Consider the following 25,717-nt stretch of genomic DNA (forward strand, 5'->3'; position numbering starts at 1 on the left):
AGTGATCTTCCATAAGTTTTACCTATGACAAATCACTTTGCTTTTCTAAAGAAATCTATTGTTTTAATATCATCGTTATTCCTTAGCATAGCAAGAGAAATAACATACTTATGAGGTGTATCTACAACTTCAACCTTACAGATATCCTCATCATTAATGGGATATTGGTCAGGCAAGAATCCCACATAATTATTATGTTTTATCAGGAAAAGTTCTGTTGGAACATCGTTGCACTCTTGAACCACATTTAGCTTTAATCCTAAATTGCGTGTTTCCTTCGCCATTAAGTCATAAGATTTACCAATAATTTTTCGTTTTAACATAATCAAAGGATAATGGTATACTTCGACCATTGTTGCTTTTTTGTGAGCTAAGGGATGTTTTGAATTTACACAAGCAATAAATTTACCACTTGCAATTGGAATACTTTCAATTTGTGGATCATCAGCAAATTCAGATTGAAACGAAATAACTAGATCATACTGTTTATTCTTTAGTCCCTCGGCAGCCTGACCTACATCTACTTTTACGATATCGATATTCTGATAATCCAGTTTGGTCATAATTTTTTTCTAATTCACGTAGATCAGTTAAAGAAGTATAGCCTATAGTTAATTTCAGTGACTGATGATCAATATATTGCTTTATATTATTTTCAAATATATCGTATTGTGATAATACCTTCTTAGCTTCTAAATAGAAAATCTGACCTACCTTATTTGCTTTTACTGGGGTAACCCGCCGATCAATTAAAGTATGCCCTAGTTCTTTTTCAATTTCATGAATCTGTTGAGTAATACTAGTTTGCGAAACATGATTGATTTTCCCAGCTTGGGTAAAGCTACCACTATCAATCACATCACAAAAATATTTCATCTTGGTTAATGTAATCATTAAGATCACCTATTATCTTTAACAGTAATATTAATCTAATTAATTATTTAACTACAATGTTTCCATCTAAGACTTTATACTGCGTTTTTTCCAAGTCAGCTTTTCTAGTACTTGCCTTTTGTATGTTTTTACCAACATTTTCCATTTCTCGTATGCTATCTGGATTAAAGAATTTAATATACTTATTGATTTCTAGCCAAAACACATTAGGGTTATTAGCAATTTCTTGAACTATTGGGAATAAATCGTCATCCTTATCAATAGTTTCTACGTATTTTGTAATATCCTTTAGTAATTTAGGATCAACGTTTACCGATTGAAGCTTAGACATAACCATTTGTGGCTCTTGAGATGCACTAGTTCTCAAAGCAACCGCAGCTTTAACTGCAGTCTTATTCTTAGTTGAATCTATATTTTTAGCAAAAAATTCATGTTGCTTATTGTATTCAGCCACCTGTTGCTTTACGACATTGTAAATTTTGTCCTTCGCCCTTTCTACTGCCGTTAATGCATCCCCCTGTGACAAAGCTTGGCTATTATGAACATCAAATGCAATTTCACCGTTTAAATTCTTTTCAGCATCAATTATCTCAACCTTTTTAGAATCATTTACATCAACCAGAATGTTTTCCTTTTCAAGATATGATCCATTTACGTCATAGTATTTAATCTCTACAACAGCAATTGAATGATCTTTTTTTCCATTTGAGAAACTATAGTCAGGTATAAGTGGAGCTTTAAGCGGTATTAATTGATTAGCTTTAAAGTCATACATGCGCTTATTAGCTTGCTGATATGCTTCTGAGTGCTTTTCTGAAGAGAAATCAGAGTGATTAATCATCTGATCGTCTGTCTTATCAAGCATTGTCTTAACTGCATTCTGCTTCTTTTCCGTAATATCTTTTAGGTAGCCTTCATATTGAGGTAAAACTACATTATCAAATTCAGTGTCGTTTAATACCCCTTCCATTTTATTACCTAGACGCTTCATCATCTTTAATTGTGAGTTGATAGATTGATAAATTGGAAAAGTGTAAATGTAGATTTGATCGTTGTTATCACCTTTAGGTAATGGTCTATCAATACGACCAATACGTTGTTCCAAAGTCATAGGGTTGTAGGGTAGATCAATATTCATCAAGGTTACGGCATCCTGCAAGTTTTGACCAGTTGAAATAGTATCTGTAGCCACCACTAAGTCGATTTGAGAATTATCATCTATTAATTCTATTGCTTTTTTAGAACGTGGTGAGAAGTGATTTAACACATCTTTTTTAGTCGATGGTTTTTGATTAATCAGTGCAGAATAACCATTTTCATCAGTATTAGAAGCACCAGTAATCATACCCATTGGGTATTTAAGCTGTGGTCTATTGTAATGAGTATAAAGCCTATCATAGTAATACTCTACAGTGTCCGCAAACTGTGATACTAAGATGATTTTATGCCCTTTAGCACGTTCTTTATCAATGCATTCGATAATTTCATCAACTTTTTCATCAACCTTACTATAGGCTTTATTCAAGCTATCAATCAGCATCTTTAACGTAGAAACATCGCTGTTATAATCTGCAGTCATCTGTTCTACGGCATTTTTAGCTTTTTTGACAGTCAAGTCATCAATTTGAGCTTTTAGATTTTCGATATATCTTTGTTTTCTAAGTTGGGATCTAACAGATTGCTGAGAAGGATCTACAGGTTCGGACGGCTCAAAATCTTTAAATAAAAGATTTACATTATCTTCATATTCAAGAACACCATAAGCAGTGCCTAAAAATCCTTTATAGTGATTTAGAAGCTCCTTACCTTTTAAGAATGACATAGGTTTTAAATACAAGTCATTTAATTTTTCTAGTTTGTCTACGATATGCTGTAAAGAAGTAACATAAGCTTTCCAACTTGAATCAGCTCTCTTAAGAAGCATCATCTTAAGCTGTTTAGCCCCCAGTTCTTCCTTACTATCGTCAATATATTTGATCGGATCTTGGTATGGAAACTTTAAATCGGCAATTACATCAAAGTTGGTACTGAAAATTTCATTCTTTCTTGGTTCATACGGAATGTCAACGCTTGGGAAGTTTCTATGTGGAAAGCGTGTACCCTTTCCGCCATAAGTCTTTCTAGTACGTTGAAGATAAACGTCAGACCAAAATTCTTTAAAGGCTGCATCGTCATTTGCTAAATGTTTTACCACCTTATTAGTCAGCTTATTTGGCGATAACAAGAAATATTGCTTATATTTTCTATCATTTGGAATAGCATCTACCTTAAGAAATAGCGATCCAATGTTAATTACGTCCTCACGAGCATTATTCCACGGTGTAGCAGTTAATAATAAGCCTTTTACATTAGGATTGCATTGTCTCATGTACAATACTTTCTTATATGCTTCAGTATTATTATTCTTGAAACCTAAGTGTGCTTCATCAATAACTATTAAAGTGTAGTTATTGTCCTTAAGCTGATCGTAGTCCATATTAACAAGTTGTTGGCGTGAAATATATTCATACTCATGCTTCTTAATACCGACCGCTTTTAATTCATCGTGCCACTGATCTTTTAATTTGGTATCAGCGATAATTAGTATTCTGTTAACACTTTCTGTTTCCAAATAGAGTCTTATGACACCTGCTGCAGTTCTAGTCTTACCTAAACCTACCCCATCAGATAAAACAGCGGTATTTAAAGAATCAAGTTTTTCCTTAACACTAATAATTCCGCTTCTTTGGTGTGGGAACAATTCTTTAACCCATTCTTTGTTCATATCAAGTTCAGCGTATGGTTGAGCAAAGATATTGGCAAAGTCATAGTAAGTTTCCTTAACTGGTTTATATTGTTGAAGTGTCTGTTTAGCGCCATTACTTTTAACGATTTTGATCAGTTCAGGTGAAAAGTTGGTAACTTCATCTTTAGAAAGCCATAAGTCGTTATACCAGTGGTGTAAGGCAAAGAAACCATCTTGAGTTAATACATTTAGTTCTGTATTCCCCTCTAAACCGGACTTTGAGAAGTTAGATGATCCTACAATAGCCGTCCCATAACCAGTATTTAAGCTAGAAGCAAACAGATAGCTTTTAGCATGGAAGTAATTGGCAGTACCAGTGTAGATTTTAATTTCAATACGTCCTTCTTTGATCCATTCAGCTACTTTACCTAGAAATTCCTTGTCTGAAATTTTACTGGTATCTTTTTCAGTTGAATCTTGAATTAGTTCAGCATAATCATGGTATTTACCACTATCTAAGACATTAACTGTAGCACCGTTAGTTTCATTACCCATCAAAATGCGGAAATGACCATTACGGTTATCCATAAAGTTGGTAAATTCATCTTTTAAAAGAAGTAACCCACTAATGTAAAAGTAGCCTACAGCTACATCGAGTATTCTAAATTCTTCTTTTTTTAGAAGATACTTTAAGGCATCAGTCATTGATACATTACGGTTATCAATAACCTTTTTACCAAATAGCTGATCTTCAAATGTTGCATCAGTCATTATCTTTCCTCACTTAATCTGTCGTAGAAATCAATAATACGCTGAGTTTCCTCTTGAACTTCTTTTATATATTTAGGGCTTTCAAAAGTATGCATCAAAGTAACGACTTCTTGTCGAGTTAAACCGAAATCAATCATTACCCTTGCATTAAGTTCTGCGATTAAATCATTATGTCCATAGTCTTGATATGCATCCCCATGAACTAATTCATTCAAATTTTGATAGCAGTCTTTATTTTCTTGGAGGAGTGCTTTTGTAATTTGAATAATTTGTGGTGAATCTTTTACATCAGAGTCTTTTGGTATTGGTAATTGTTGTAAATATATTTTATTGATATTAATAGAAATTAATTGTCTTAATACAAAATCTAGTACATAACTGTTCAATACGCCCAAAGTAAATAGCTTATTTGAAGTTACCAACTTGTTAGCATCCCTTTGAGACAACAAACTATTCATACTTGTTGTATGTGGTGGTAGTAATGTAGCAATTAGTGAACGTTTATCCGTTGCTCTGGCTATAGATCGTAATGCAATCCTGTAAACATTGAAATCACCACTTAGTTTCTTTTCAGCCGTTTTCTTAGCTATTACATATTTGATATTATTAGGCTCAATTACAAATTGATTAATATATTTACCTTCATATAAAGGAACATCATCTTGAGTTGCACGGCTAATATCAATAAATTTGTCAGCGTCATTAGTTCTATCAAAGTCTCTTCTAAAATCAATTACTTCAGTGTCTCTTAAAGTCATGAAAGTTGTTCTAATCTTTTTGAATAAGTCAAAGATAGTCTTATTACGTGATTCGACCATTGCATAGCGCTCTGGTTCCATTTCAAACAAGAAGCTAAATGGATATTGCATTTTAATCTCATTATTATTCAAATCACTTAAGTCACGGCGATAGAAGAACGCTTTAAATGACGCTTCCCCTTCTGGCTTTTTTCCACCAAACGACAGAACGGCAAACTTATAACTTCTATGTACTGCTTCAAATATCCCCTTATTATTATCAAATGACAAAAATTCATTTAATTTAAAGTGGTCAATTACTAGGTGCCTTATACCAGTGGAACCATTGTCGGTCGCAAAATTATCTGGTACTAAAATACTAAATGAAGCATCATCTTTAGCTAATTGTACAAAACGTTCAAGAGAAACCTTGTATAAGTTAAGGTCTGAAGAAGTCTTTCTGCCGTTGACTTTCCAGGTTTGGTAATGGAAGTTATCAGTTGAACGATAATACTTAGACCCTGCTTTAATTCTGTCTTGTTCATCTTGCCATTTTTCTGCAACGTTAGGCATTTTAGCAATAATTTCTTTTTCCAGTTCTTTCTTTGCACGCTTATTAGGTAAGCTACGATAGCTAGGATCATATTCAGAGAAAAATTCATCTGAGTTTGGCTTCCAAATTTCCCACGGAGGATTACCAATCACAATATCTAATCCGCCATGAGGTTTAAGAGTACCATCTTCATTAAAGAATATTTCAGGCAAACAAAACTCAATACAGTTAATTTCAAGAAAACTAGCGTATTTAGATACATCGCCTGCTTCGGTAATGACCTTTTCTGTTAGTTCATCACGTAATTTAGTAAATGCTGAAAAGTCTGTTGATTTGAGTTTTCTTAACTTGGCTATATCTTTCGTGTATTTACTAAAAACTTCTTCACGTTTGTAGTAAGGAACGGCATTAATTAATGAGTTTGCGTGAATCAATGTTCTACCAATGAGTTGTGGCAACTTGGTATTCTTAGGCTTATGCTCTAGGGATGATAAAGTCAAAGTCAAACTAGCAATAATGATAGCTTTGTAGTCAATATCAACGCCATAGATCATATGCTTCATTACATAGTCTTCCCATAAGTATTGACTATTTTCAGAGTTGCTTAGGAAATCGTACTTGTCCCTAATTTCTTGAGGGAAGTCTAATGCGTTAAGCATAGGAAACTGTTCTGCAATCTTTAAGAATGCTCCTCTTAAGAATGATCCACCACCACAAGAGAAGTCTGCAATCTTTAAATCTAATAAATGCTTGATTACATTATCTATTTGGGTAATATCACCAGCCTTGAGGGATGTTTTAATAGCGTCATATCGCTTTTGGAATTCTACTGCCACGGTTTGATTTACCATATAGTCAACAAAATGTTGGTCGGTATAGTAAGCACCCTTGTTTTTCTGCTCTACTTCATCATCGCCAAAGAATACGACTGGTTTATTAGTTTCTTTGTCTAAAGTGATTTGAACGTTTTGGCTCATCGAGTCTTCGTATTGTTTTTCAATCGCTTCAGGTGGCATATCCTCAAATCTAAAGCTGAAGTTACCTTCCTTAGTGTCGATATAAGGCTTAGCCCAATCAACATCATTTTGTTTTGCCAATTCATTATCAATTTTGGTAGCTGCATACCCAATGGAACCGGCAAATAGGTCGCCACCATAAGCCAATTCAAATTGTTTACTTGCCTTTTTGCTTAGATTAGCAAGGTAATCTTTTTTACCTTCCTTAATCTGTACTTGAGAAGTAGCCTCAACCTCTTCCGGAGTAAAACTAGCTTTAAATATATCTAATTGTTCAATTGACGTTTTTTGTCTATTTAATTTCTTGATATCTTTTTCTTCGCTAACATTTTTAGCAATATTAACTGCTTTTTCAATAGCTTCATCAAGCGTACCATCACCAACACCTAATGCAATTCCATCAACATTAAAGGAGTCTGGACCATAATATCCTTCTAAGAAGCGCCTCATTAATTGTCTTAATGAAATAGTATCAACCACAGTTGAAAGAACCTTTTTGTAAGAGTCATCTTGAACAAGCTCGTTGATATTATTTTGCTCAATGTATACTTTAGCTTTATCAGACACCAGATTCTCTAGATATTTTTTGAGATCTGAAGCAGTAATCCATTCTGAAAGCTTCTTTCTATAAAGAGATACCATAGTCAAGAACCCACTTGAGAGCTCACGTCTAAAGGCTTTGTCATCAATCTTAATTTCAGCACCGAAACCAAATAGACTTTCTTCTACTACAATACTGTCATTCTTAAGATAATTCAGGTTACGTTTGTATAAGTCAATATCTACTGTTTGGGGATTAATATCCAAACGAGTATCTCTATTGCCACCTACCATTGGAAAGAAAACTAAGCGTTTTTTACCGACGAATCCAACTACAGAGACAGAGAAGTCTGATCCTAGTTGATTATTTTTAATATCAATTACTTGCTCATAAAGTTTACGAATTTGAATAATATTTGAATCTTCATTTAAATCTGGCATTGCTAATACAGCCATGACACCAGTACTTTTATTCTCTGTTTTATCAGTAAAGTAAATTCTCAAATTGCTATCTGGATTAACAGGGTTCTTACCAACGGTATAGCCTAAATAATCAGCAAGTACATTGATAGATTCTTGGTCACCCATCATGCTATCTAGTACGTCTTTGATTTGTATTTGATCCGCCATTTTTCTTTCCACTTTCTTCTTAATTACTTAATATTATTTTAAAACAATGGGTTAAATTTTGCTCATAATATCAGTAGTTTTAAGCTCTGTTTTGCGTATAAAAAAACTGCTAATCCGAAATATTAGCAGTCTATTTTTAATTTTCATCGCTATCTTTATTACCTAAATTTGCAGCTTTCCATAAATCATATGTGCTACTCCAATTGCCCAAGAACATAATATTAGCAATAATTTTATATGCTATATCATACCAATCTTTAATTAAAGCAGTATCATCTTCTGTTAACTGCTCACCATTATGTGTAATTTCTGATCTGAGGTCATATGCTCTCTTAATATTTCTAGTTTCAAGATTTATTTGGCTATCATTACAAATTAGACTAATAGTAGAAACTAGTTGATCTTCAATAGAAGTGGATAATGTATCTTTCCAAAGATCCTCTTTTTTTAATTTACTTTCCAATTTATCAGGATCTTGTTCTAACATAGTTTCAAGCGAAATCATAATTTGTAAAAACTGCTTTGTCAGATTAGAGTTAACTATTCCATCACCGATCCAATCAATCGCTCTTGCACCTTGCTTTTGAAGTGATGTAAGTTTATCAGATTCTGTAGCAATTAAAGGAATTATTGGCATCCACTGTTTATCAAAATTCATAGTTGCATGGGGTCTCTTGTCGGGATCAATACCCGTTGATGCGCTCCAGTCACCTTCCAAAATTCCAGGAGTCTGTTTGTTATAAAAATGTCCATTTTTCTTTGTAATCTGATAAAGTCCATCTTCTTGAATAATGTGTTGACTTAGTTCTAATATCTGACTAGGTCTATGATTAAAGCCATTCAGAAAATTAATAATATTATTTACATTATTAGCAATATTCAAAGCATGATAATAACCTTTATCACTCTTTCCAGTATCAATTACAGATACTCCTAATAAAATATCTTCAGGTTGAACTAAAGTCTTAATTTTAGGATTTTCTTCTGCTTTTAAGTTTAAATTTTCTGGGATTTTCTTTAGAAATTCACGACCACTAATAATAATGATATTAGGGCCCAAATTTATTTTTTCTTGATATTCAAAATTAAATAATCTAAAGAAATAAACCCTATAATCCGGAATTTTAATTTTCTCAATAAAATCGTTTATTGTATTCAAATCATACGATTCATCACTTGCAACAATACCTACAATAAAATCACTAACCTTAGATGATATTTGATCAATATCATATTCAACCTTTTCAGCATTAAATACTAACTGAATATTGTCTAAAAGACTAACAAACTTTTTATGTACAGCTTTTGTAATAAACACATAATTGCCAACAAATTTAAGTGCATGTAAGTTATTTTTTAAATCCTTCCTTATATCTCTTGCTACCTCGTATTCTCCCGAATCTATTCTCTGACAATATTGAATATTTTCCCTCCTCATTTGACCAATAATTCGTTTAATTTGTTTTGCCAAATTAGGAAGATTTCTTGTATTAGTCATTACTAGATATCCTTTCTTAACGAAAGAGCCCTTAGTTTTTACGACTAAGAGCTTTTACTTAAAAAGATAATTTTTACCTTACATTCTTAAACCATCTAGCATCGTTTCTTAAAATTGCCCAATAATGTCCACCACGTTTAATCTGCCATGCATAGTGAGTGCCAGGTGAACGAAGTTTCAAATACGTACCTTTCTTAATAGGTGTCTTATGAATAAATTTCATTTGATACATTGCAGCACCGCGAGGCACATATGGCTTATATCTATAAACTTTCTCAGTTGTTTTTACAGTATGCCACTTTTCAGAATACTTGCTCACAGCTTGGATATTCTGAGCAGTTGAAACACTAAAACCAGCAAAGGTTAAACTAATCAATGCCAGTAACATTGTTATTTTATTCATATACTCTCTTCTCCTTTACTCCCAATACAAGCTTATTATATAAGAGAAAATTCAGTATGACCTAAAATGTTATTAACTCATCAAAAAAGCCCTTAGTTTTTCCAGCTAAGAGCTTCTACTTTATTCAAATATTGAGGATGATGGGAATTGAACCCATATCTTGCTTATTAATATTAAATAAGCCTGTCTTCCCTGTTAGACGACTGATCCTCAAAACAACCTCCACTTACGTGGAGAAAATTTAACGTATTACAAAGTGTACCTTCTTCAAATAGGATCACCTCCACACATGTGGAGAAAAATTTTATCATCAATCCTATCAGTGCAACCAAATGTTCGTATTAATTATACCAATTTAAGCCAAACTAAAAAAGCCCCAAACGGGACTTTCTTCACACATCTAATCTCTCAAAGCACGATTGCCAATATCATGGCGGTAGAAGCAATCTGGCAGATCAATCTTACTCAAATAAGAATACACATTATCCTGCGCCTGAACCAAATTGTCGGCTTCCGAAATTACCATGAACAGGCGGCCGCCATCACCTATCAGATTATCCAAATTACCTTTCACGTTGGCATAATCGATATAAGTATTAGTGCCGTGAGGCAACTTGCCGATCTTCACATTAGGAGCCGGATGCGTTGGATAGCCTTTACTGCAGACAACTACGCCTAACACTGACTGATCGTTTTCTTCAATTTCAGGCAATTTTTCATGATTTACTGCTGCGTCAATCAGTTCCGCAAAGTCATTTTTAACTCGAGGCAAGACAACTTGAGTTTCAGGATCACCTAAGCGAACGTTATATTCAATGACCTTTGGACCATCTTCCGTCATCATCAAGCCAATATACAAAACGCCGCAGTAGTGGTAATCGCCTTGAACTAGTCCATTCATTGTTGGCTTCACGATCTCATCGATCATTCTTTGCCGATCTTCTTTCTTCAGTTGTGGCAAAGTAGAATATGATCCCATACCTCCAGTGTTAGGGCCTTTATCGCCATCGCCAACTCGCTTATGGTCTTGTGCCATTGGCAAAATAGTGAACTGATCTTCCGAAACAACCACAAACATTGAGTATTCCGGACCAACTAGGCATTCTTCAAGCACAACTGCAGTTTGACCACCGGCAAACATTTCCTTAATCGTTTCTTGAGCAACAGCCTCATTTTGAGCAATGGTTACGCCTTTACCACCAGCCAAACCATCTTCCTTGATCACCACCGGATATGCAAAATCCTTTAACCCGGCAATACAGGTTTCAGCGCTGGTGAAAGTTTCATGGCGTGCCGTTGGAATGTTGTATTTGCTCATAAAGCGCAAAGCATAATCTTTTGAGCCCTCTAGTTGGGCTGCTCTTTGGTTAGGGCCAAAAATCTTTTGCCCAGCCTCGTTAAACTTATCGGTAATCCCAACACAAAGGACATTTTCTGGACCAACAAAGGTCCAATCGACATGCTTACTTTGGGCAAAATCAAGCAAACCATCAAGATCAGTTTCTTCAATTGGCACGGTTTCGACGCCGATCGTCTGCATCCCCACATTACCCGGCGCGCAATACACAGTCTTAATATGTGGGCTCTCCTTCAGCTTTTTCGCCACGGCAAACTCGCGTCCACCTGAACCAACAACTAGTAAAACTAAATCATCTTTCATCGTTTTCACCAATTAGTGTCTAAAGTGACGGTAACCTGTAAATACCATTGCAACGCCGTACTTGTCTGCCATCTCTATTGAGTCTTTGTCGCGAATGGAGCCACCAGGTTGAATGATCGCCTTAATGCCATGCTTTGCCGCATATTCCACACAATCATTGAATGGGAAGAAGGCATCTGATGCAAGGACTGCGCGGTCATCAATGGCATCCCCAGCATGTTTAATCGCAATCTTAGCGGAATCGATTCTGTTAGGTTGACCAGCACCTACGCCAAGAGTTCTTTCATCGTTAGCAACCACAATCGCATTAGATTTAGTATGTTTTACTGCTTTCAAGGCAAACATCATGGTCTTAAGTTGTGCTTCAGTAGGTTGAGCCTCAGTTACAACCTTCCAGTCGTCAGTATTTTCAACTAAAGTATCTTGTTCTTGCTGCAAAATACCACCCATAACGGATACTACTTCTGGGCGAGTCGGCTCATTTTCCTTATCGAAGTCTAATTCAAGCAATCTGACATTCTTTTTCTTTTCCAAAACTGCAAGTGCATCGTCGTCAAAGCCTGGTGCAATAATGATTTCTAAGAAAATCTTGTGCATCTTTTCGGCAGTAGCCAAATCAACTTTTCTTTTTAAAGCGATCACCCCACCAAAAATTGAAACTGAATCGGCTTCATACGCACGGTCCCAAGCTTCTTCAAGACAGTCACCGCGGCCGATGCCACATGGGTTCATGTGCTTCATTGCAACAACAGTTGGTTCATCTTGGAATTCACGAATGCAGCGGAGTGCTTCATCATCATCCTTGATGTTGTTGTAAGAAAGCTTCTTGCCATGCAATTGATGTGCTTGCAAAATTGAGAAGCTCTTTGGAATTGCATCTTCGTAAAGCCATGCTTTTTGGTGGGAGTTTTCACCGTAGCGCATCTTTTCTTTCAGATCATAAGTCAAAGTCAACTTTTCAGGATCTTCAAGGCCAACTTGCTTGGTTAGGTAATTTGCAATAATGGCGTCATAAGCGGCAGTTGCTCTAAACACCTTAGCTGCTAGTTTTGCTCTTGTTTCAAGCGTGGTGTTACCATTTTCCGCAATTTCTTTCTCTGAATTAGTCAAATTAGTTTCATTTTGTAATTGATTAAACAACATTTATATTTTCCTCAAATCTAATTTGCTATTGATTACTAAAATATACAAAAAACCCTACTTTTATAAACAATATCATAATATACTGCTCATCTAAGTAGGACCATATCTTAAAAAATAATTTTTTTATTTTATAATTACACTTTTAAAAAGACTAACAATGTAAGGACAATTCTTGCCAAATTCACCTATATTTTTCATATCTTGCTTATGATTCCATTATCAAAAAACTGCTCTTTATTTAAAAGAGCAGTCCGTTTGATATTATCTTTCAATTAAAGCAACTTTTCAAAAGCATCTTCGTACTTAGGAATATCGCCGGCACCCATAAATACGATGACAGAATTATTATTCTTAGTTAAATCAGCGATATTGTCTAAGTCAATAACTTCTGAACCTGGGATATTCTTAACCAAGTCTTCGCTTGAAATATCACCATTAGCTTCACGAGCTGAAGCATAAATTGGGGTTACATAAGCCTTATCTACATCACGTAAAATTTCTTCAAAGTCTTTTTGATATTTCTTAGTTCTTGAGAAAGTATGTGGCTGGAAGACGACAACCAACTTCTTTTCTGGGAATTTTTGCCGTGCAGCTTGAATAGTTGCCCGCATTTCTGTTGGGTGGTGAGCATAGTCATCAATGACGGCAATATCATTAAAGTCCTTTTCACTGAATCTTCTCTTGGCACCCTTGAAGGTCAACAAGCCCTTCTTAATATCTTCCATTGGGACCTTTTCAGTATACGCAACGGCAATTACAGCAGTTGAGTTCAAAATGCTGTGGTCGCCAAACAAGTGAATTTCAAATTGTCCAAGATCTTCACCATGTGCAAGCACGTTAAATTTAGAACCAGTAGTTGATTTTTCAACATTAACTGCTTGGAAATCATCACTATCACTGAAGCCATATGTATATTTTGGAATCGAGGTCTTTAAGCTTTGCAGACGCTTATCATCGCCCCATACAAAGAGAGCCTTTTTAGTTTGATCAGCGGCTGATTGGAAAGCGCTGGTGTAATCGGCTTGATCCTTGAAGTAATCAGGGTGATCAAAGTCGATATTGGTCATAATTTGATAATCTGGATGATATGCCAAGAAGTGACGACGGTATTCGTCAGCTTCATAAACGAAGAAACGTGAATCAGCAACGCCTTTGCCGCGACCATCCCCAATTAAGTATGAGGTTGGAGCAACTTCGCCTAAAACATGTGACAACAAACTAGTAGTCGAAGTCTTGCCGTGAGTACCTGATACACCGATACTCGTATGCATTTGGACAATTTCTTCAACTGTATCTGGGTAAGATTGCCACTTAACATTTTTATCAAGACAAGCTTTAACTTCTGGGTTGTTTTCTTTAAACGCATTGCCTTTAACAATTACTTGCTCATCATTGCTCTTGATATTGCTTGGGTCAAAGTTCTTTACTTCAATGCCAGCCTTTTCAAGTGGCACTTGGGTAAAAGTATATTTTTCAATGTCGCTGCCGGCAACTTGATAGCCCAAATCATGTAAAACCAAGGCAAGGGATGCCATCCCTGTACCCTTAATACCAATGAACCAAATTTGTTTTGCTTTATCTAACATATTTTGTCTTCTCCAAAATTAATTGTTCAAATATTCGCTATTAATTTTACCATTTTTAGAAAAAATAGTCGTCATCTGACGACTATCTTATTAATTAATAATTCAATTTAATTTGAAGTGCCCCATTTTCAATGCAAGAGCCAAAACATTTCATTGCTGTATCATAGCTTTGCTTAGCAATTTGTTTGGTATACGGCTGGAGTATCGAGAATATTTACGTAGTATGGTGCGATGCCATTAAAAGCGTTTGGTCCTAAAGCCAACCATTGAACTCCGGCAATATCTTTAGGAACATCATTTCTGATTTGCAAAATTGATAATTCTTGATTGCGTTGGAAACCAATTGGCCGAAATGCTTGGTGATCCTGCTCAGTTTCTTCTTTTCCATAAGGATCATAAACCGTGTTTTGATAACGTGACGACAAAGCATATTTAAAGTCTTCAATCGTCAGCAAGTGTTCTGGCTTTTTTGCAAATGGCAATTCAGGATCATTTGGCTTCTTTTCCTCACTTGGATTGAAAAGTTTTTGAATATACCACTGACGAGGGATGTTATATTCGTAGTCTGAATCGGCATGACTGCCAAAAATATGCCGCAAGTTATAAGGATTGCCAGTTTGATCAAGGTCAAGATGATAGTTTTGGATCATTTCTTCCAAGTCAGCTGAGGCCATTGTATCGTCGCTGTTAAAATCAAAACTAGTAATATTAAACCAGTTCGGAGCAGCTACATAACAATCATCATACCAAACCTCATCACTATCAGAAAAGGCGACACCGTTTGATTCATAAGTACCATACTTTTCTAAATATTTACCCAATAATTGCACGCCTTCACGAGCAGAATGAATATAAGGCAAGACGATGGTGACAAAGTCTTCCTCGCCAATGCCCTTTTATTCATGGGGTCAATTCCCAAAATGCGAGAATTGGTGGTACTGGTCTCAGTTGCCGACATCGCTACATTAGCTGCGTTGATTCCTGCTTCACCCCACCAGCCAGTCTTCTTAATTGTTTCTTCAAGTTCTGGCATGGCAGTATAACGCAATGGATTTTCTGGCAAGTCAACCTTGCATTTAGTTGTTACTGATTGATAGTTTTTTTGGCTGCTTATCTGGCGTTACAACGATAAAACGCTTCGGGTTAAAAGCGTGACCAAAGTCTTCAATTCTTGCGACTAAGGTTGAACCATCTGCCGTAGCCTTTTTACCGGCTAAAATTGTTGTACATGGCATTTGTTTTTCTCCTAATATTGATACAAAAAATGCACCAGATAAAAATCTGATGCTTATTTGCTATAAAACTATAAAGTGATCTTACCGCTAGCGATCAATTCATCGCATTTAGTTGGTTCAAATGCTGCACCAACTTGGAAATCGTCTGGAACAACCATGATGCCACGCTTTTGTGGAGCATGTGGCAAGCCAAGCTCTCTAGCTGAGCAAATCATACCGTATGAATCAACGCCGCGAAGTTCACCTGGCCAAATTTGTGCACCATTTGGCATTAAAGTACCTGGAAGGGCAACAACAACTTTTTGACCTTGTGCAATGTTAGGCGCACCACAAACGATTTGATATTCTTCACCACCGACATCAACTGTTGTTACGTGAAGGTGGTCTGAATCTGGGTGCTTTTCACAAGTCTTAACATAACCATAAACCAAAGTTGGTTTGCCATATGCTAATTTTTCATCAAAGCCAGCTTCAGCAAGCTTCTTGTTCAAGGCTGCAAGTTCATCGTCATTTAATTCAACCTTGCCGTTTGGCAACTTATCATAATCAATTAACTTATCAACATTGAAGAAGTTAAAGCCGATAACATTGCCGTCTTTATCCTTAACACGGGTTACGTCATCTTTTTCTTCAAATTCACTTCTGCCGTTGTCTTGACCCAAGATAACGATCAAAGTATTTGGATAAGCTTCTTTGTTAATACTGGTGATCATTTATTAAATCTCCTCTATTTAGTCAAGTGACCGCAAGAAATCTTCAACTTGCTGTTTTGTTTTACGGTCCTTATTTACTAGTCTACCAATTTCTTGTCCATCTTGGTAGACAACAAATGAAGGAATTCCCATAATATTTAATTTTTTTGCGACATCAATTGAGCCATCGCGGTCAATCTTGTAAAATTTGCTATCTGAAAAATCTTCTTCAATTTCTGGTAAAAATGGATCCAAGAAGCGGCAATCTGGGCACCAAGTTGCTGAAAATTCTAAAACTACTCTACCAGATTTAGTAATCTCATCTAATTTTGTTTGATTCAATTCTTTAATTTCTTCCATTTTCATACCTCATCAGTCAACTTACTATTTATAAGTATTTTACTTAAAGAGATCTATTCTGACAAGAAATTTGCCCATAATGCATAAATTGGATTGCCTTTGGCAGCAAACTTATGCTCATATTCAGTTTCAATGTTCTTTTCTAAAATTTCGGGCTTCTCGTGGTGCAAATCAACGGAAACAAAATCAAAATGCATTCCAAAATTATTCATGCTTTGAACAGAATATGCAAATAAGCCAGCATTATCTGTCTTGAATTGAATTTGCCCATCGGTTTTCAGCACTTGTTTATATTTTGCTAAAAAGCTCTTATAAGTCAATCTCCGCTTTTTATGACGCGTCTTTGGCCATGGATCACTGAAATTCAAGTAAATCACGTCTGTTGTGTTCTCTGCAAAAAACAGATCAATATTTGCTGCATCCCCGCGCAAAATCTGCAGATTATCCAAACCCTTTTCAAGCTTGGTCCGCAAAATAATGCCCGCAGCTGTTGTTTGCAATTCTAACGCAACATAGTTTTTCTCAGGATGTTTTTCAGCAAGGGTCGTAATAAAGTGACCCTTGCCAGACCCCACTTCAATCTCAATTGGATGGTCATTGCCAAAGCGAGCTGCCCAGTCAATTTTCTTTTCTGGATCTGGATTTTGCAAGACGCTTTCTGGATGTTCGTTAACGAGCTTAATTGCCCAAGGTTTATTTCTTAATCTCATATTTTCCCTATCTTCTTTGATCTAGATGCTTTACTTTTTGTGGCAAATAAACAATTGTCACTAATAAAACAAAGACTAATAATACAACAATTGCTTCAGCTAAATGTAGATTAATTGGCAAAACAATCAACCAAAAGATTGAAATTAGAAGCCATTGCAATAATAATGCCGTATTGATCGCTTTGATCAAGTCCTTGCCTCTTCCCCCACGTTGAATCGGATAAACGCGATACATGATGTTGGAATCAAATTCTGTTGCCAGTGGCATTAATTGGTAAACTGTCAAAAAGACTACTAAGGCTGACAAGCCCAGAGCCCAACGCCAATCTTGCACAAGCCAAGATACTAAAATCGCAAAAAATGTCATTCTTACTAATAAATTCAAATAATCTGGATTTCTGAGCAATGATCTGCGGTATAAAAAACTGTTGGGATTTTCTTTAGCAAGTGATTTTGGCAGAAGAAAATCTAAATACTTTCGTCTTCGAATTGTTACCTGTTTTTCTTCAACATCGGTAAACATGCTAAAAATTGCATAGACTCTGTCTTTTCTAGCCTTTTCGCTTTCAACAGCATAACGCCAATCAAAAACCGTTTTAACATTCATCTTTTTATCGAAAACAGGTTGAAAATTAGGAGTTAAACAGATATTTAATACCACAACTACGGCCAATATTAATATTGGTAAATACGTGGCAATAACTGCCAAGATCAAAGCAGAAATATTTTGAACTGTAACATTAATTCTGCGACCAAAATATAAATTTCTTTTGGCAATTTCTAATTCAGTTGCCTTAATTGATAACATTGATAAAACTAACACGAGATAGCTGTAGCCGTTTATCCCTGCTTTAATCGTTGCAAACGGAAATAAAATTCCGGCAAGCAAAATAATCAAAATATATGGCAGAACCAAGCTATACCGAAACATTGGTTTTAAGTAGTCATCCATCTGCTCATCTTGCGTGAACAAAAACTGCATGTCTGCTTTTTTAATTAAAGTAACCAATTTTCCAGTCAGTAATGGCAGCCACATAATAAATCCAACTAGCGGCTTATAAAACCAAAGATTGGCCGGCATCGTTTTCATACTTTGGGCATACCAAAACATCAATGCCCCAAAGAGAAAAATCAATGCCAAAATGAAGAAATCGTTGAAAACCAAAGTCAGATATTTCACTGATTGTTTAAGGTTCTCGCTTAGTCTTTGTTTTGCAATTTTATCCATGACGATCCACCTGATTCAATGTTTGGTAAAGCTTGTCAAATGGATCATCCGGCTTCAAACCATAATGCTGACGAATATCGGTTAAAGAACCAATTACTTCAATCGTACCATTGTTTAGCACAGCATAATTTGAGATCGCTTGCTGCGCATCAGCCAAAACGTGCGTCGTCATTAATACCATTTTGCCATCAGCGATCGCTTGTTTAATTAAATCAATCAGGTTGGCAACAGCTAATGGATCAAGGCCAGTGAAGGGTTCATCGATAACTAATAAGCTTGTATTTGCCAAAAAAGCAGAAACGATCATTACTTTTTGCCGCATCCCTTTTGAAAAATGAATTGGCAGCCAGTCAAGCTTGTCATCAAGTCTGAATATCTTTAAAAGCTCATGTGCTCTCTTCCAAGCCTTTTCTTCATCTAAGTGATAACTGAGCATAGTTAATTCTAAATGTTCCTTAAGCGTTAATTCCGGGTACAAAACCGGCGTTTCAGGAATATAAGCAACTTGTCGCTTAAACTTGGTTGGCTGCTGGGTTAAATTAATATCATTCAGGACAATGCTGCCTTTTTGTGGTCGCAGCAAACCCAAAATATGTTTAATAGTCGTTGATTTACCGGCACCGTTTAACCCAATTAAGCCTAAAGCCTCACCTGGTTTAATTTCTAAATTAATATCTTTAATAACAGGAACTCCAGTATAGCCCCCTGTTAAATGTTCTATTTTTAATGTCATTTTTTCGTTCTTTCTTTACTGTTAGTATCATTAATATGATAGCATGAACAATATAAGAAACTAAAATTAGAACGCGAGGTTTTAATATGGAAAAATTAGTTGAAGATTGCTTATTCTGTAAAATTATTCGTGGTGAAGTGCCAAGCTACACCGTTTTTGAAAACGATGATGTTAAGGCATTTCTTGATCTTTCTCAAGTAAATCCTGGTCATACTTTGATGGTGCCAAAAAAGCACATTGTCAACCTCTTTGACTACACTAAAGAAGATGCACAACAATATTTGCAATATATTCCTGAAATTGCAAACGCAATCAAGAAGGCCTTTCCAAATGTTACAGCCATGAATATTACTACTAATAATGGTAAGGCTGCCAACCAAGTCGTTATGCACTCACACATTCACTTTATTCCCCGCTTTGAAGGCGACGGTCTGAAATTGATGACACGCAACAACGCTGACAAGTATGATGAAGCTAAATACAACGAAATTGCTGAAAAAATTAAGGAACAATTTTAAGGAGAAAAAATGAAACATTTTGGTTTAGGACTGATTTTTGGTGTCTCAGCCGGTTTGGTTTTGTCTCTTTTTAAAGATAAAAACGGGGATCGCTTAGGCAAGCCACTTAAAGAAAACGTGGCAGCTCTCAAGACCGACGCGACTGCATTAAGTCATAGCATTGCCAAAGCAAAAAAAGCTAGTCAAGAATTAAATGCTAGTTTACCAGCTGCCAAAAAGGCAATCGACGGGATCGCTACTGATGTTGAAGATTATCAAAACCATACCGCCAATACCATCAGCCGGATGGAAAACACGACCCAAAGAATCCAAAATAAATTTGAAGATTCGGAAAAGGATTCAAAGAAAGATTAAAGAAAGTTTGATTTTTCTATGAATTTTGCCATTTTAAAATAAATGATCGGAAATTTATGTTATATTAATGGTTAGTTACTTATATTACTAAGAATGTGGAGATTTTATTTTTATGAAGAATTACGTTAAGAAAACAGCTGCAGTTCTAGCTGCATTAGGTGTTGCATTGTCAATGGCTGCTTGTTCAAACGGTTCAAGCAGTACCGTTGCTTCCTATAAGGGTGGTAAAATTACCCAACAACAATACTACGATGAAATGAAGAAATCACAATCTGGTCAATCAACTTTGGCTAACATGATTATCTACCGTGCATTGAACGAACAATACGGCAGCAAGGTATCTTCATCAGAAGTTAACAAGCAATACAACAACTACAAGAAGCAATACGGCTCACAATTCAGTGCTGTTTTGCAACAAAACGGTATGACCCCTTCAAGCTTTAAGCAAAACTTGAAGACCAACTTGCTTTCTGAAGCTGCCTTAAAGGACATCAAGAAAGTAACTAAGGCTCAAGAAAAGAAGGCTTGGAAGACTTACCAACCTAAAGTAACTGTTCAACACATTTTGGTATCTAAGAAGTCAACTGCTCAAAAGATCATCAAGGAATTAAAGGCCGGCAAGAGCTTTGCAAGCTTAGCTAAGAAGTACTCACTTGATACTGCTACTAAGAATAACGCTGGTAAACTTCCTGCATTTGACTCAACTGACACTACTTTAGATCCATCATTCAAGACTGCTGCTTTCAAGCTTAAGACTGGTGAAGTAACTTCAACTCCAGTTAAGTCACAATCTGGTTACCACGTAATCAAGATGATCAAGCACCCATCAAAAGGTACTTTTGCTGAACACAAGAAGACAATTGATAACTTAATTTACGCTTCAATGGCTCAAGACCAAACTACTATGAGAGAAGTTATTGCCACTGTTTTGAAGAGAGCTAATGTTTCTATAAAGGACAGCGACCTTAAGAACGTATTATCATCATACGTATCAACTACTTCAAGCTCAAGCAGCAACTAATAAAGTTGTTGACTAACAGAAAAAGCGCTGGATTTTTCCAGTGCTTTTTTTATTTCGTCTTTTTATTCTAAACGTGGCGCTTTATCTAAAGCTGCATCATCTTTAGGCCGGTAATATCTCTTACCATCTTGACTAAATAACGGCTCAGTAAATGTGCCTGGCTTGGTATGCTGCAAAGAATTAGTAATCGCATAAACAGCTGCATCAAGATCATCGATCCGATGAAGAAGTTCTGCTTCAAGAATCTTAGGCAGTTTTGGCGAACCATACTCAAACTTGCCATGGTGTGAAAGTACCATATGCCGAAGCAAGAGCAAATCCTCTGACTCCAAATCCAACTTAAGTGCTTGCGCAGCCAACATAATTTGTTCATCAATTAAAACCAAGTGTCCAACCAAATTTCCTTCCGCAGTATATTGCGTAGCAGCTGGACCACTTAGTTCAAGCACTTTCCCCATATCATGAAGAATACAGCCAGCATAAAGTAGCGAACGATTAACCTGCGGGTAATTGTCTGCAATGCTTTTGGCATCCCGCAGCATCGACAAAGTATGAAAAGCTAACCCGCCGCTAACAGCATGATGGTTGCTCTTGCCTGCAGGAAATTCAAAAAAGCGCTTGTCCCACTTTTTAAGCAAATAGCGGACGATCCTATTCCAAGTAGGATTTAGAATTGCAAAAACATACTGATTGATTTCTTCTCTCATGTCAGCCACTTTCTCTGGGGCTGATTTGACGAATTGCTCTAGATCATATCCCTCTTCTGGGCCTACGGTTCTCAAAGAGTAAATCTTAATTTGTGGTCGTCCTTGATACTCTTCTCTTTTACCGTTTAATTCAACAACGGTACCGCTAGCGAACATTTCTGCGTCTCGTTGATCTGCATCCCAATAGTTTCCACGAACTTCACCAGAGCCATCACCAAATTCTAGTACTAAATACAACTTATCTTTTTTTGTATGACGAAGTTGGGAATTTTTGATCATTACGATTAAGTCTAGTTCCTCACCATCGTTATAATCTAGCAATCTTTTAAGCATCTGCTCTATCCTTTCTAAAAGTTAACGTCTTGGCAGATAATTTTTGAGCAAGCTTATCTTGTGCCGTAAAAATCAGCACTTGATTATTTTCACTAATCTTTTTGAGCAATTTTTCAATATAGCCAATTCTGCGATCATCAAAGTTAACAAAAGAATCATCGATTAAAATCGGCAAATTAATCTGATCTTTAATTTGCTCAACAAAAGCTAGCTTCAATGCAAAGTATAGTTGTTCTGCAGTAGCTCTTGACAAGTATTTTACCTCACGCTTCTTGCCATCAAAACGTGTAACGGTTATCTTCTTGTCTAGCGTTAAATCGGTATAGCGGCCACCTGTTAGCAAGTTCAAATATTCTTTTGCACTAACGAGCATCTTAGGAAAACGTTCATTTGAAGCAATATCTAAACTGCGATCAATCCATTTAGCAGCCAGCAGGTTAGCTAAATATTCTTTGCTGCTGTTTAAAAAGTCAGTTTCAGAATTTGCTAAGTTTTGCTTTGCAGAAAAGACAGCAGTTGAATCGGCCAAATTGGACAATTGCACTTTTGTTTCTGCAGCCTTTTGCTGCTTTTCTGCAACTATTTTTTCCTGATCAGAAATTTCTTTTTGAATAGCCAGAAGCCTGCTTTCCAACTTATTCCGATCAACCTGCTTTAATTCATTCAAATGAGCAGTCAGCTTTTCCTGCAAAGTCGAAATCTGCGTCTGCAATTTAACTTGATTAAGTGAAGCTTGATAACGTTCGTCATACTCAGACATTTTGTTGACATTATCTTTGGCTAAAATTGCTTTTAGCTTTAAATTCAAATCATTCAGTTTCTGTGTTTGCTGCGTTAGCTGCATCTGCAAGCTATGATGGCGTTCATTTTTACTTTGATAGCGATCAAGCTTTTTCTGCAATTGATCCAGTGCAGTCAAAATATCAGCAAAATTTGCTGAAATAGGCTTCTTAAGCAGCTGTTTAAGCTGATCAAGCAATACTGCAACTTGATCCTTAATTTCAGCTAAATTTTGGTTGTTGTTTTTTTCAGCTTCAACCTTTAACAGATAATTGTTACGATTCGTAAGCAAAGACTTAAGATCTAAATTCTCAGGATTTAAGCCATATTCTTCTTTAAAGGCAGATTCTTTTTGTTGAAAAACCTGTTCAGTTAAAGCAATTTTCTTGCTAGCTTGTTTTTGTGACCAAAAGCCATAGACAAAGGTCATGATTCCTAAGATAAAGCCAATCGCGCCAATTAAGCCATTGCTCATAACCTGCGTTAAGCCCAGAATAATTAGCACGGCGCCGGCAATTAGCCATAATTTGTTGCTGCTATTATTAGAAATATTTGGCACTGTCGGTTTTTGAGGCAAACTTGTGAAGTCTTTTTGTAATTGGCTAATTTGTGGGTCCGATAATTTTAAAACCGTTGCTAATTCAGGATTAAGCTGCAGCAGCTGTTTTTCAGTAGTCTTAATTTCTTCTGCCTTTTGAACGCAAGTCTTGTATTCACTTTGCCATTGTAAAACTTCCGTCTTCTTTTGGACTAATTTTTTAGCAGTTTCCAAATCAAAAGAATCATTTGCAGAAATCTGCATTAATTCCTGTTTCAGACTGGCAATAGACGCCTGCAAATTCTTAATCTGAGCTGTTAATTCCTGAGCCTGACGATAATTTTCAGCGGTAAATTGAACCTTTGAGGCCTTCCCTTGCAACTGTTGCAATTGCATATAACTGCCCAGCTCTGTTTGAATTTCTTGCATATGCTGCAAGTAAGTCTGCAATTTTTTCAGCTTTTTCTCTTCAGCATTCAGCTCTTCAGTTTGCTCTTTTAATTCCTGGCGCAATTTCTCATACTCAGTAAATTCGGACTGCGTATCTTTCAAGGAAGCACGCTCATCGTCTATTTGGCTCAGGAGCCGATTAACCTCTGGCTTTTTCCCGGTTTTCTTAAATAGTTGACCAGCCTCTTTATTAAAACTATCTCGCAAATTCAAAAGTTGGCTGCTATTAGCTGCTCCTAAATAATAGATGCGTTCCAGCAAATCCGCCTGACTCAAACTGGTAACTTGACCTAACATTTCTTGATTAAAAATAAAACTGTCAGCATAAAAGTTGCCATCGATATTCTTTATTTTGTCGAAAAAAAGCGTTTCAGGTACCTGTTCACCGTTATGAGTAACGGTCAAAATACCTTTTTTGGTCTTATCGCCTTTTGCCCATAGCCGCTCCAATTTATATTCTTGCTGCTGTTCATCTTCGAAAATTAAACTGCCTCCCATTGGCGAAACGTGTGCCAGAGGCTTGTAATCTTCAAAAAATGGCGATGAATTGGAACGAAGGTAAAAGCCGAAGATAACCTGTTTAATAAAAGCTACAGTTGTACTTTTGCCAGCTTCGTTTTCACCAAAAAAGACGTTTATTTCATCGCTTGGCAAATTAAAAGTCAGATTAGAGAGCTGGCCAAAATTAATAATGTTAATCTGTTTCAGTCTCATCGGCAAATCCTTTCAATTTCTGTGACAATTTTATCTTTGCTAGTGCTTCAACTTCTTGTCTAAATTGATCATCGCTAGCCGCCTTTTCTGCCACTGGATCCTTTTTAGCCCAGTCCAAAGCTGCATGCAAGAATTCCTTTTTTGAGAAAATTTCTTTTTGTGCTTGTTCAAAAGATTCTTGATCGCTATCGCCCAATTGCATTTTTTCTTCAGTGACGAAACGCAGATCTACAATTTGTGAATCAAGCGGTAAACTTGGCCAAAAACTGTTATCCTGAACCAAATCGATCTCCTCATCATTGAGAAGCTCTGCTCCATGAAGCCGAATACTGTAATAAGTCGTCTGCTGCGGCTGACAAGCTGACTGCAATCGATCACGCAGATCATTTTTAGAAATTGCTTCAGTTAAGTGAACATCAACTGATTGCCAAACAATTGGACTGGTGGGATGAAATTCAAGCTTAGTTTGCTTGGTCTCTTCATCAATTTTTCCCAAATAGCAGCCTTTAGCCCCTAATTCATTAATATGTCTGCCCTGGATATTTCCTGGGAAAACCGCTAACGGCTCGTGACTAATTATTTGTCGCAAGTGAATGTGTCCCAAAGCAAAATAATCATAATTTAAATCTTTTATCTCTGCTAAGGTGAATGGGGCATAAACATTCTGACTGTTTGTCGACGTTTTTTCTTGAGCGTGCATGATGCCAAAGGTATAGCGATCATCCTTAGCCGGAAACTCTGGTAATTTGTCTTCGACAATATGATTGTTTAAATAAGAAAAGCCTACAACGCGGTAATTGAAGCCGCTCTTTGTAACAAAATTTTTGGCTTCAACTTGCTGGTTTGGCCCAAGAAGTTTGAAATAAGGACTGCTGTTCACAAGCAAGTCAGCTTCCGGCATGTGATCATGATTGCCAAAAATCATGACTACTTGAATTTCGGCATCCGTCAATCTTTTTATCTGTTCTGCAAAAAACAGCTGGCTGCGCGGACTAGGATGAGTACTATCAAAAGTATCTCCCGCGATTAAAACTAGATCGACCTGTTCTTGTAAAGCTAAATCTATAATTTTAGTTAGCGATTCATCGCTTGCACGATATATTTGATTAAAAGCTTTAGATGGCAAAAAAGATAGCCCACGAAAAGGACTATCTAAATGCACATCAGCAAAATGAATAAATTTCATCT

20 protein-coding genes and 3 pseudogenes are annotated in these 25,717 nt (G+C 36.3%); 3 read left to right on the forward strand and 20 right to left on the reverse strand.

All coding sequences use genetic code 11. From position 1 onward, the window contains the following. Positions 1-32: 32 nt before the first annotated feature. The 17 genes and pseudogenes from HMPREF0493_RS08030 to HMPREF0493_RS02215 all read right to left on the reverse strand — a co-directional run bounded on the left by HMPREF0493_RS08030 (position 33) and on the right by HMPREF0493_RS02215 (position 19,114). The gene (locus HMPREF0493_RS08030; RefSeq protein WP_006351619.1) at positions 33-563 is read right to left on the reverse strand and encodes a LysR family transcriptional regulator substrate-binding protein; all 531 of its coding nucleotides are present in this window, start codon (positions 561-563) and stop codon (positions 33-35) included. Next, complete coding sequence (locus HMPREF0493_RS08255; RefSeq protein WP_006351620.1) at positions 487-894, reverse strand: LysR family transcriptional regulator; 408 nt, start codon at positions 892-894, stop codon at positions 487-489. Before HMPREF0493_RS08255 ends, HMPREF0493_RS08030 begins: the two co-directional genes overlap by 77 nt. Before the next feature lie 43 nt (positions 895-937). After that, positions 938-4,390 carry a DEAD/DEAH box helicase family protein gene (locus HMPREF0493_RS02155; RefSeq protein WP_006351621.1) on the reverse strand — a complete coding sequence of 1,151 codons (3,453 nt, stop codon included), beginning with the start codon at positions 4,388-4,390 and terminating at the stop codon, positions 938-940. Beyond that, positions 4,390-7,866: an Eco57I restriction-modification methylase domain-containing protein gene (locus HMPREF0493_RS02160; protein WP_006351622.1), complete on the reverse strand. Its 3,477-nt coding sequence runs from the start codon at positions 7,864-7,866 to the stop codon at positions 4,390-4,392. Before HMPREF0493_RS02160 ends, HMPREF0493_RS02155 begins: the two co-directional genes overlap by 1 nt. A gap of 136 nt (positions 7,867-8,002) precedes the next feature. Next, the gene (locus HMPREF0493_RS02165; RefSeq protein ID WP_006351623.1) at positions 8,003-9,364 is read right to left on the reverse strand and encodes a HEPN domain-containing protein; all 1,362 of its coding nucleotides are present in this window, start codon (positions 9,362-9,364) and stop codon (positions 8,003-8,005) included. A gap of 73 nt (positions 9,365-9,437) precedes the next feature. Further along, complete coding sequence (locus HMPREF0493_RS02170; RefSeq protein WP_003631453.1) at positions 9,438-9,767, reverse strand: hypothetical protein; 330 nt, start codon at positions 9,765-9,767, stop codon at positions 9,438-9,440. Positions 9,768-9,899: 132 nt separating this feature from the next. Continuing rightward, a pseudogene (locus HMPREF0493_RS08570) lies at positions 9,900-9,979 on the reverse strand. A 188-nt stretch (positions 9,980-10,167) separates the two neighbouring features. Further along, entirely contained in the window at positions 10,168-11,427 is a 1,260-nt protein-coding gene (gene purD, locus HMPREF0493_RS02175) for a phosphoribosylamine--glycine ligase (protein WP_006351624.1), read from the reverse strand. 12 nt (positions 11,428-11,439) lie between these two features. Beyond that, positions 11,440-12,522: pseudogene (gene purH / locus HMPREF0493_RS02180) on the reverse strand (bifunctional phosphoribosylaminoimidazolecarboxamide formyltransferase/IMP cyclohydrolase); the annotation flags it as partial. Between the two features lie 320 nt (positions 12,523-12,842). Beyond that, positions 12,843-14,156 (reverse strand): UDP-N-acetylmuramate--L-alanine ligase, encoded by a 1,314-nt coding sequence (murC, locus tag HMPREF0493_RS02185; protein ID WP_006351626.1) that lies wholly within the window; start codon positions 14,154-14,156, stop codon positions 12,843-12,845. A 173-nt stretch (positions 14,157-14,329) separates the two neighbouring features. Beyond that, positions 14,330-15,219, reverse strand: a pseudogene (locus HMPREF0493_RS08950) (C69 family dipeptidase). Positions 15,220-15,232: 13 nt separating this feature from the next. After that, on the reverse strand, positions 15,233-15,391 hold the full coding sequence (locus HMPREF0493_RS08960) for a C69 family dipeptidase (protein WP_006351629.1): 159 nt from the start codon (positions 15,389-15,391) through the stop codon (positions 15,233-15,235). A gap of 68 nt (positions 15,392-15,459) precedes the next feature. Further along, positions 15,460-16,104 (reverse strand): YtpR family tRNA-binding protein, encoded by a 645-nt coding sequence (ytpR, locus tag HMPREF0493_RS02195; RefSeq protein WP_006351630.1) that lies wholly within the window; start codon positions 16,102-16,104, stop codon positions 15,460-15,462. Between the two features lie 18 nt (positions 16,105-16,122). Next, on the reverse strand, positions 16,123-16,443 hold the full coding sequence (locus HMPREF0493_RS02200; protein ID WP_040456926.1) for a thioredoxin family protein: 321 nt from the start codon (positions 16,441-16,443) through the stop codon (positions 16,123-16,125). Between the two features lie 53 nt (positions 16,444-16,496). Beyond that, a complete protein-coding gene (gene trmB / locus HMPREF0493_RS02205) occupies positions 16,497-17,153 on the reverse strand; it encodes a tRNA (guanosine(46)-N7)-methyltransferase TrmB (RefSeq protein WP_006351632.1) in 657 nt (218 codons plus the stop codon). A 7-nt stretch (positions 17,154-17,160) separates the two neighbouring features. Next, on the reverse strand, positions 17,161-18,381 hold the full coding sequence (locus HMPREF0493_RS02210; protein ID WP_006351633.1) for an ABC transporter permease: 1,221 nt from the start codon (positions 18,379-18,381) through the stop codon (positions 17,161-17,163). After that, positions 18,374-19,114 (reverse strand): ABC transporter ATP-binding protein, encoded by a 741-nt coding sequence (locus tag HMPREF0493_RS02215; RefSeq protein ID WP_006351634.1) that lies wholly within the window; start codon positions 19,112-19,114, stop codon positions 18,374-18,376. Before HMPREF0493_RS02215 ends, HMPREF0493_RS02210 begins: the two co-directional genes overlap by 8 nt. A gap of 86 nt (positions 19,115-19,200) precedes the next feature. Between HMPREF0493_RS02215 and HMPREF0493_RS02220 the strand changes: the two genes are divergently transcribed. From HMPREF0493_RS02220 to HMPREF0493_RS02230, 3 genes are all read left to right on the forward strand, one after another. Further along, complete coding sequence (locus HMPREF0493_RS02220) at positions 19,201-19,632, forward strand: HIT family protein (protein WP_006351635.1); 432 nt, start codon at positions 19,201-19,203, stop codon at positions 19,630-19,632. A gap of 9 nt (positions 19,633-19,641) precedes the next feature. Beyond that, positions 19,642-19,986 (forward strand): hypothetical protein, encoded by a 345-nt coding sequence (locus HMPREF0493_RS02225; RefSeq protein WP_006351636.1) that lies wholly within the window; start codon positions 19,642-19,644, stop codon positions 19,984-19,986. Positions 19,987-20,098: 112 nt separating this feature from the next. Continuing rightward, positions 20,099-21,007, forward strand: coding sequence for a peptidylprolyl isomerase PrsA (locus HMPREF0493_RS02230; RefSeq protein ID WP_006351637.1), 909 nt, complete (start codon positions 20,099-20,101; stop codon positions 21,005-21,007). A 62-nt stretch (positions 21,008-21,069) separates the two neighbouring features. Here HMPREF0493_RS02230 and HMPREF0493_RS02235 read toward each other — a convergent pair whose 3' ends face one another. Genes HMPREF0493_RS02235 through HMPREF0493_RS02245 form a run of 3 tightly spaced genes read right to left on the reverse strand, consistent with a single transcriptional unit; the run spans position 21,070 to position 25,715 of the window. Further along, positions 21,070-22,047, reverse strand: a complete 978-nt coding sequence (locus HMPREF0493_RS02235) for a 3'-5' exoribonuclease YhaM family protein (RefSeq protein ID WP_006351638.1) — start codon at positions 22,045-22,047, stop codon at positions 21,070-21,072. Next, positions 22,040-24,529: an ATP-binding protein gene (locus tag HMPREF0493_RS02240; protein WP_006351639.1), complete on the reverse strand. Its 2,490-nt coding sequence runs from the start codon at positions 24,527-24,529 to the stop codon at positions 22,040-22,042. Before HMPREF0493_RS02240 ends, HMPREF0493_RS02235 begins: the two co-directional genes overlap by 8 nt. Beyond that, the gene (locus HMPREF0493_RS02245) at positions 24,510-25,715 is read right to left on the reverse strand and encodes a metallophosphoesterase family protein (protein WP_006351640.1); all 1,206 of its coding nucleotides are present in this window, start codon (positions 25,713-25,715) and stop codon (positions 24,510-24,512) included. The genes HMPREF0493_RS02240 and HMPREF0493_RS02245 overlap by 20 nt, the downstream gene beginning before the upstream one ends. Positions 25,716-25,717: the final 2 nt, after the last annotated feature.

It is taken from the genome of Lactobacillus amylolyticus DSM 11664, from assembly GCF_000178475.1.
In the GTDB taxonomy this organism is placed as follows: domain Bacteria; phylum Bacillota; class Bacilli; order Lactobacillales; family Lactobacillaceae; genus Lactobacillus; species Lactobacillus amylolyticus.

Excerpts from the sequence above, each read along its gene's own strand:
- HMPREF0493_RS02230 (WP_006351637.1), top strand. The coding sequence starts at position 20,099 with ATGAAGAATTACGTTAAGAAAACAGCTGCAGTTCTAGCTGCATTAGGT.
- HMPREF0493_RS02235 (WP_006351638.1), bottom strand. The coding sequence starts at position 22,047 with ATGCTTAAAAGATTGCTAGATTATAACGATGGTGAGGAACTAGACTTA.
- ytpR (WP_006351630.1), bottom strand. The coding sequence starts at position 16,104 with ATGATCACCAGTATTAACAAAGAAGCTTATCCAAATACTTTGATCGTT.
- HMPREF0493_RS02220 (WP_006351635.1), top strand. The coding sequence starts at position 19,201 with ATGGAAAAATTAGTTGAAGATTGCTTATTCTGTAAAATTATTCGTGGT.
- HMPREF0493_RS08255 (WP_006351620.1), bottom strand. The coding sequence starts at position 894 with ATGATTACATTAACCAAGATGAAATATTTTTGTGATGTGATTGATAGT.
- HMPREF0493_RS02210 (WP_006351633.1), bottom strand. The coding sequence starts at position 18,381 with ATGGATAAAATTGCAAAACAAAGACTAAGCGAGAACCTTAAACAATCA.
- HMPREF0493_RS02160 (WP_006351622.1), bottom strand. The coding sequence starts at position 7,866 with ATGGCGGATCAAATACAAATCAAAGACGTACTAGATAGCATGATGGGT.
- HMPREF0493_RS02200 (WP_040456926.1), bottom strand. The coding sequence starts at position 16,443 with ATGGAAGAAATTAAAGAATTGAATCAAACAAAATTAGATGAGATTACT.
- HMPREF0493_RS02165 (WP_006351623.1), bottom strand. The coding sequence starts at position 9,364 with ATGACTAATACAAGAAATCTTCCTAATTTGGCAAAACAAATTAAACGA.
- HMPREF0493_RS08960 (WP_006351629.1), bottom strand. The coding sequence starts at position 15,391 with ATGCCATGTACAACAATTTTAGCCGGTAAAAAGGCTACGGCAGATGGT.
- HMPREF0493_RS02225 (WP_006351636.1), top strand. The coding sequence starts at position 19,642 with ATGAAACATTTTGGTTTAGGACTGATTTTTGGTGTCTCAGCCGGTTTG.
- HMPREF0493_RS02240 (WP_006351639.1), bottom strand. The coding sequence starts at position 24,529 with ATGAGACTGAAACAGATTAACATTATTAATTTTGGCCAGCTCTCTAAT.
- HMPREF0493_RS02155 (WP_006351621.1), bottom strand. The coding sequence starts at position 4,390 with ATGACTGATGCAACATTTGAAGATCAGCTATTTGGTAAAAAGGTTATT.
- murC (WP_006351626.1), bottom strand. The coding sequence starts at position 14,156 with ATGTTAGATAAAGCAAAACAAATTTGGTTCATTGGTATTAAGGGTACA.
- HMPREF0493_RS02170 (WP_003631453.1), bottom strand. The coding sequence starts at position 9,767 with ATGAATAAAATAACAATGTTACTGGCATTGATTAGTTTAACCTTTGCT.
- trmB (WP_006351632.1), bottom strand. The coding sequence starts at position 17,153 with ATGAGATTAAGAAATAAACCTTGGGCAATTAAGCTCGTTAACGAACAT.
- HMPREF0493_RS02245 (WP_006351640.1), bottom strand. The coding sequence starts at position 25,715 with ATGAAATTTATTCATTTTGCTGATGTGCATTTAGATAGTCCTTTTCGT.
- purD (WP_006351624.1), bottom strand. The coding sequence starts at position 11,427 with ATGAAAGATGATTTAGTTTTACTAGTTGTTGGTTCAGGTGGACGCGAG.
- HMPREF0493_RS08030 (WP_006351619.1), bottom strand. The coding sequence starts at position 563 with ATGACCAAACTGGATTATCAGAATATCGATATCGTAAAAGTAGATGTA.
- HMPREF0493_RS02215 (WP_006351634.1), bottom strand. The coding sequence starts at position 19,114 with ATGACATTAAAAATAGAACATTTAACAGGGGGCTATACTGGAGTTCCT.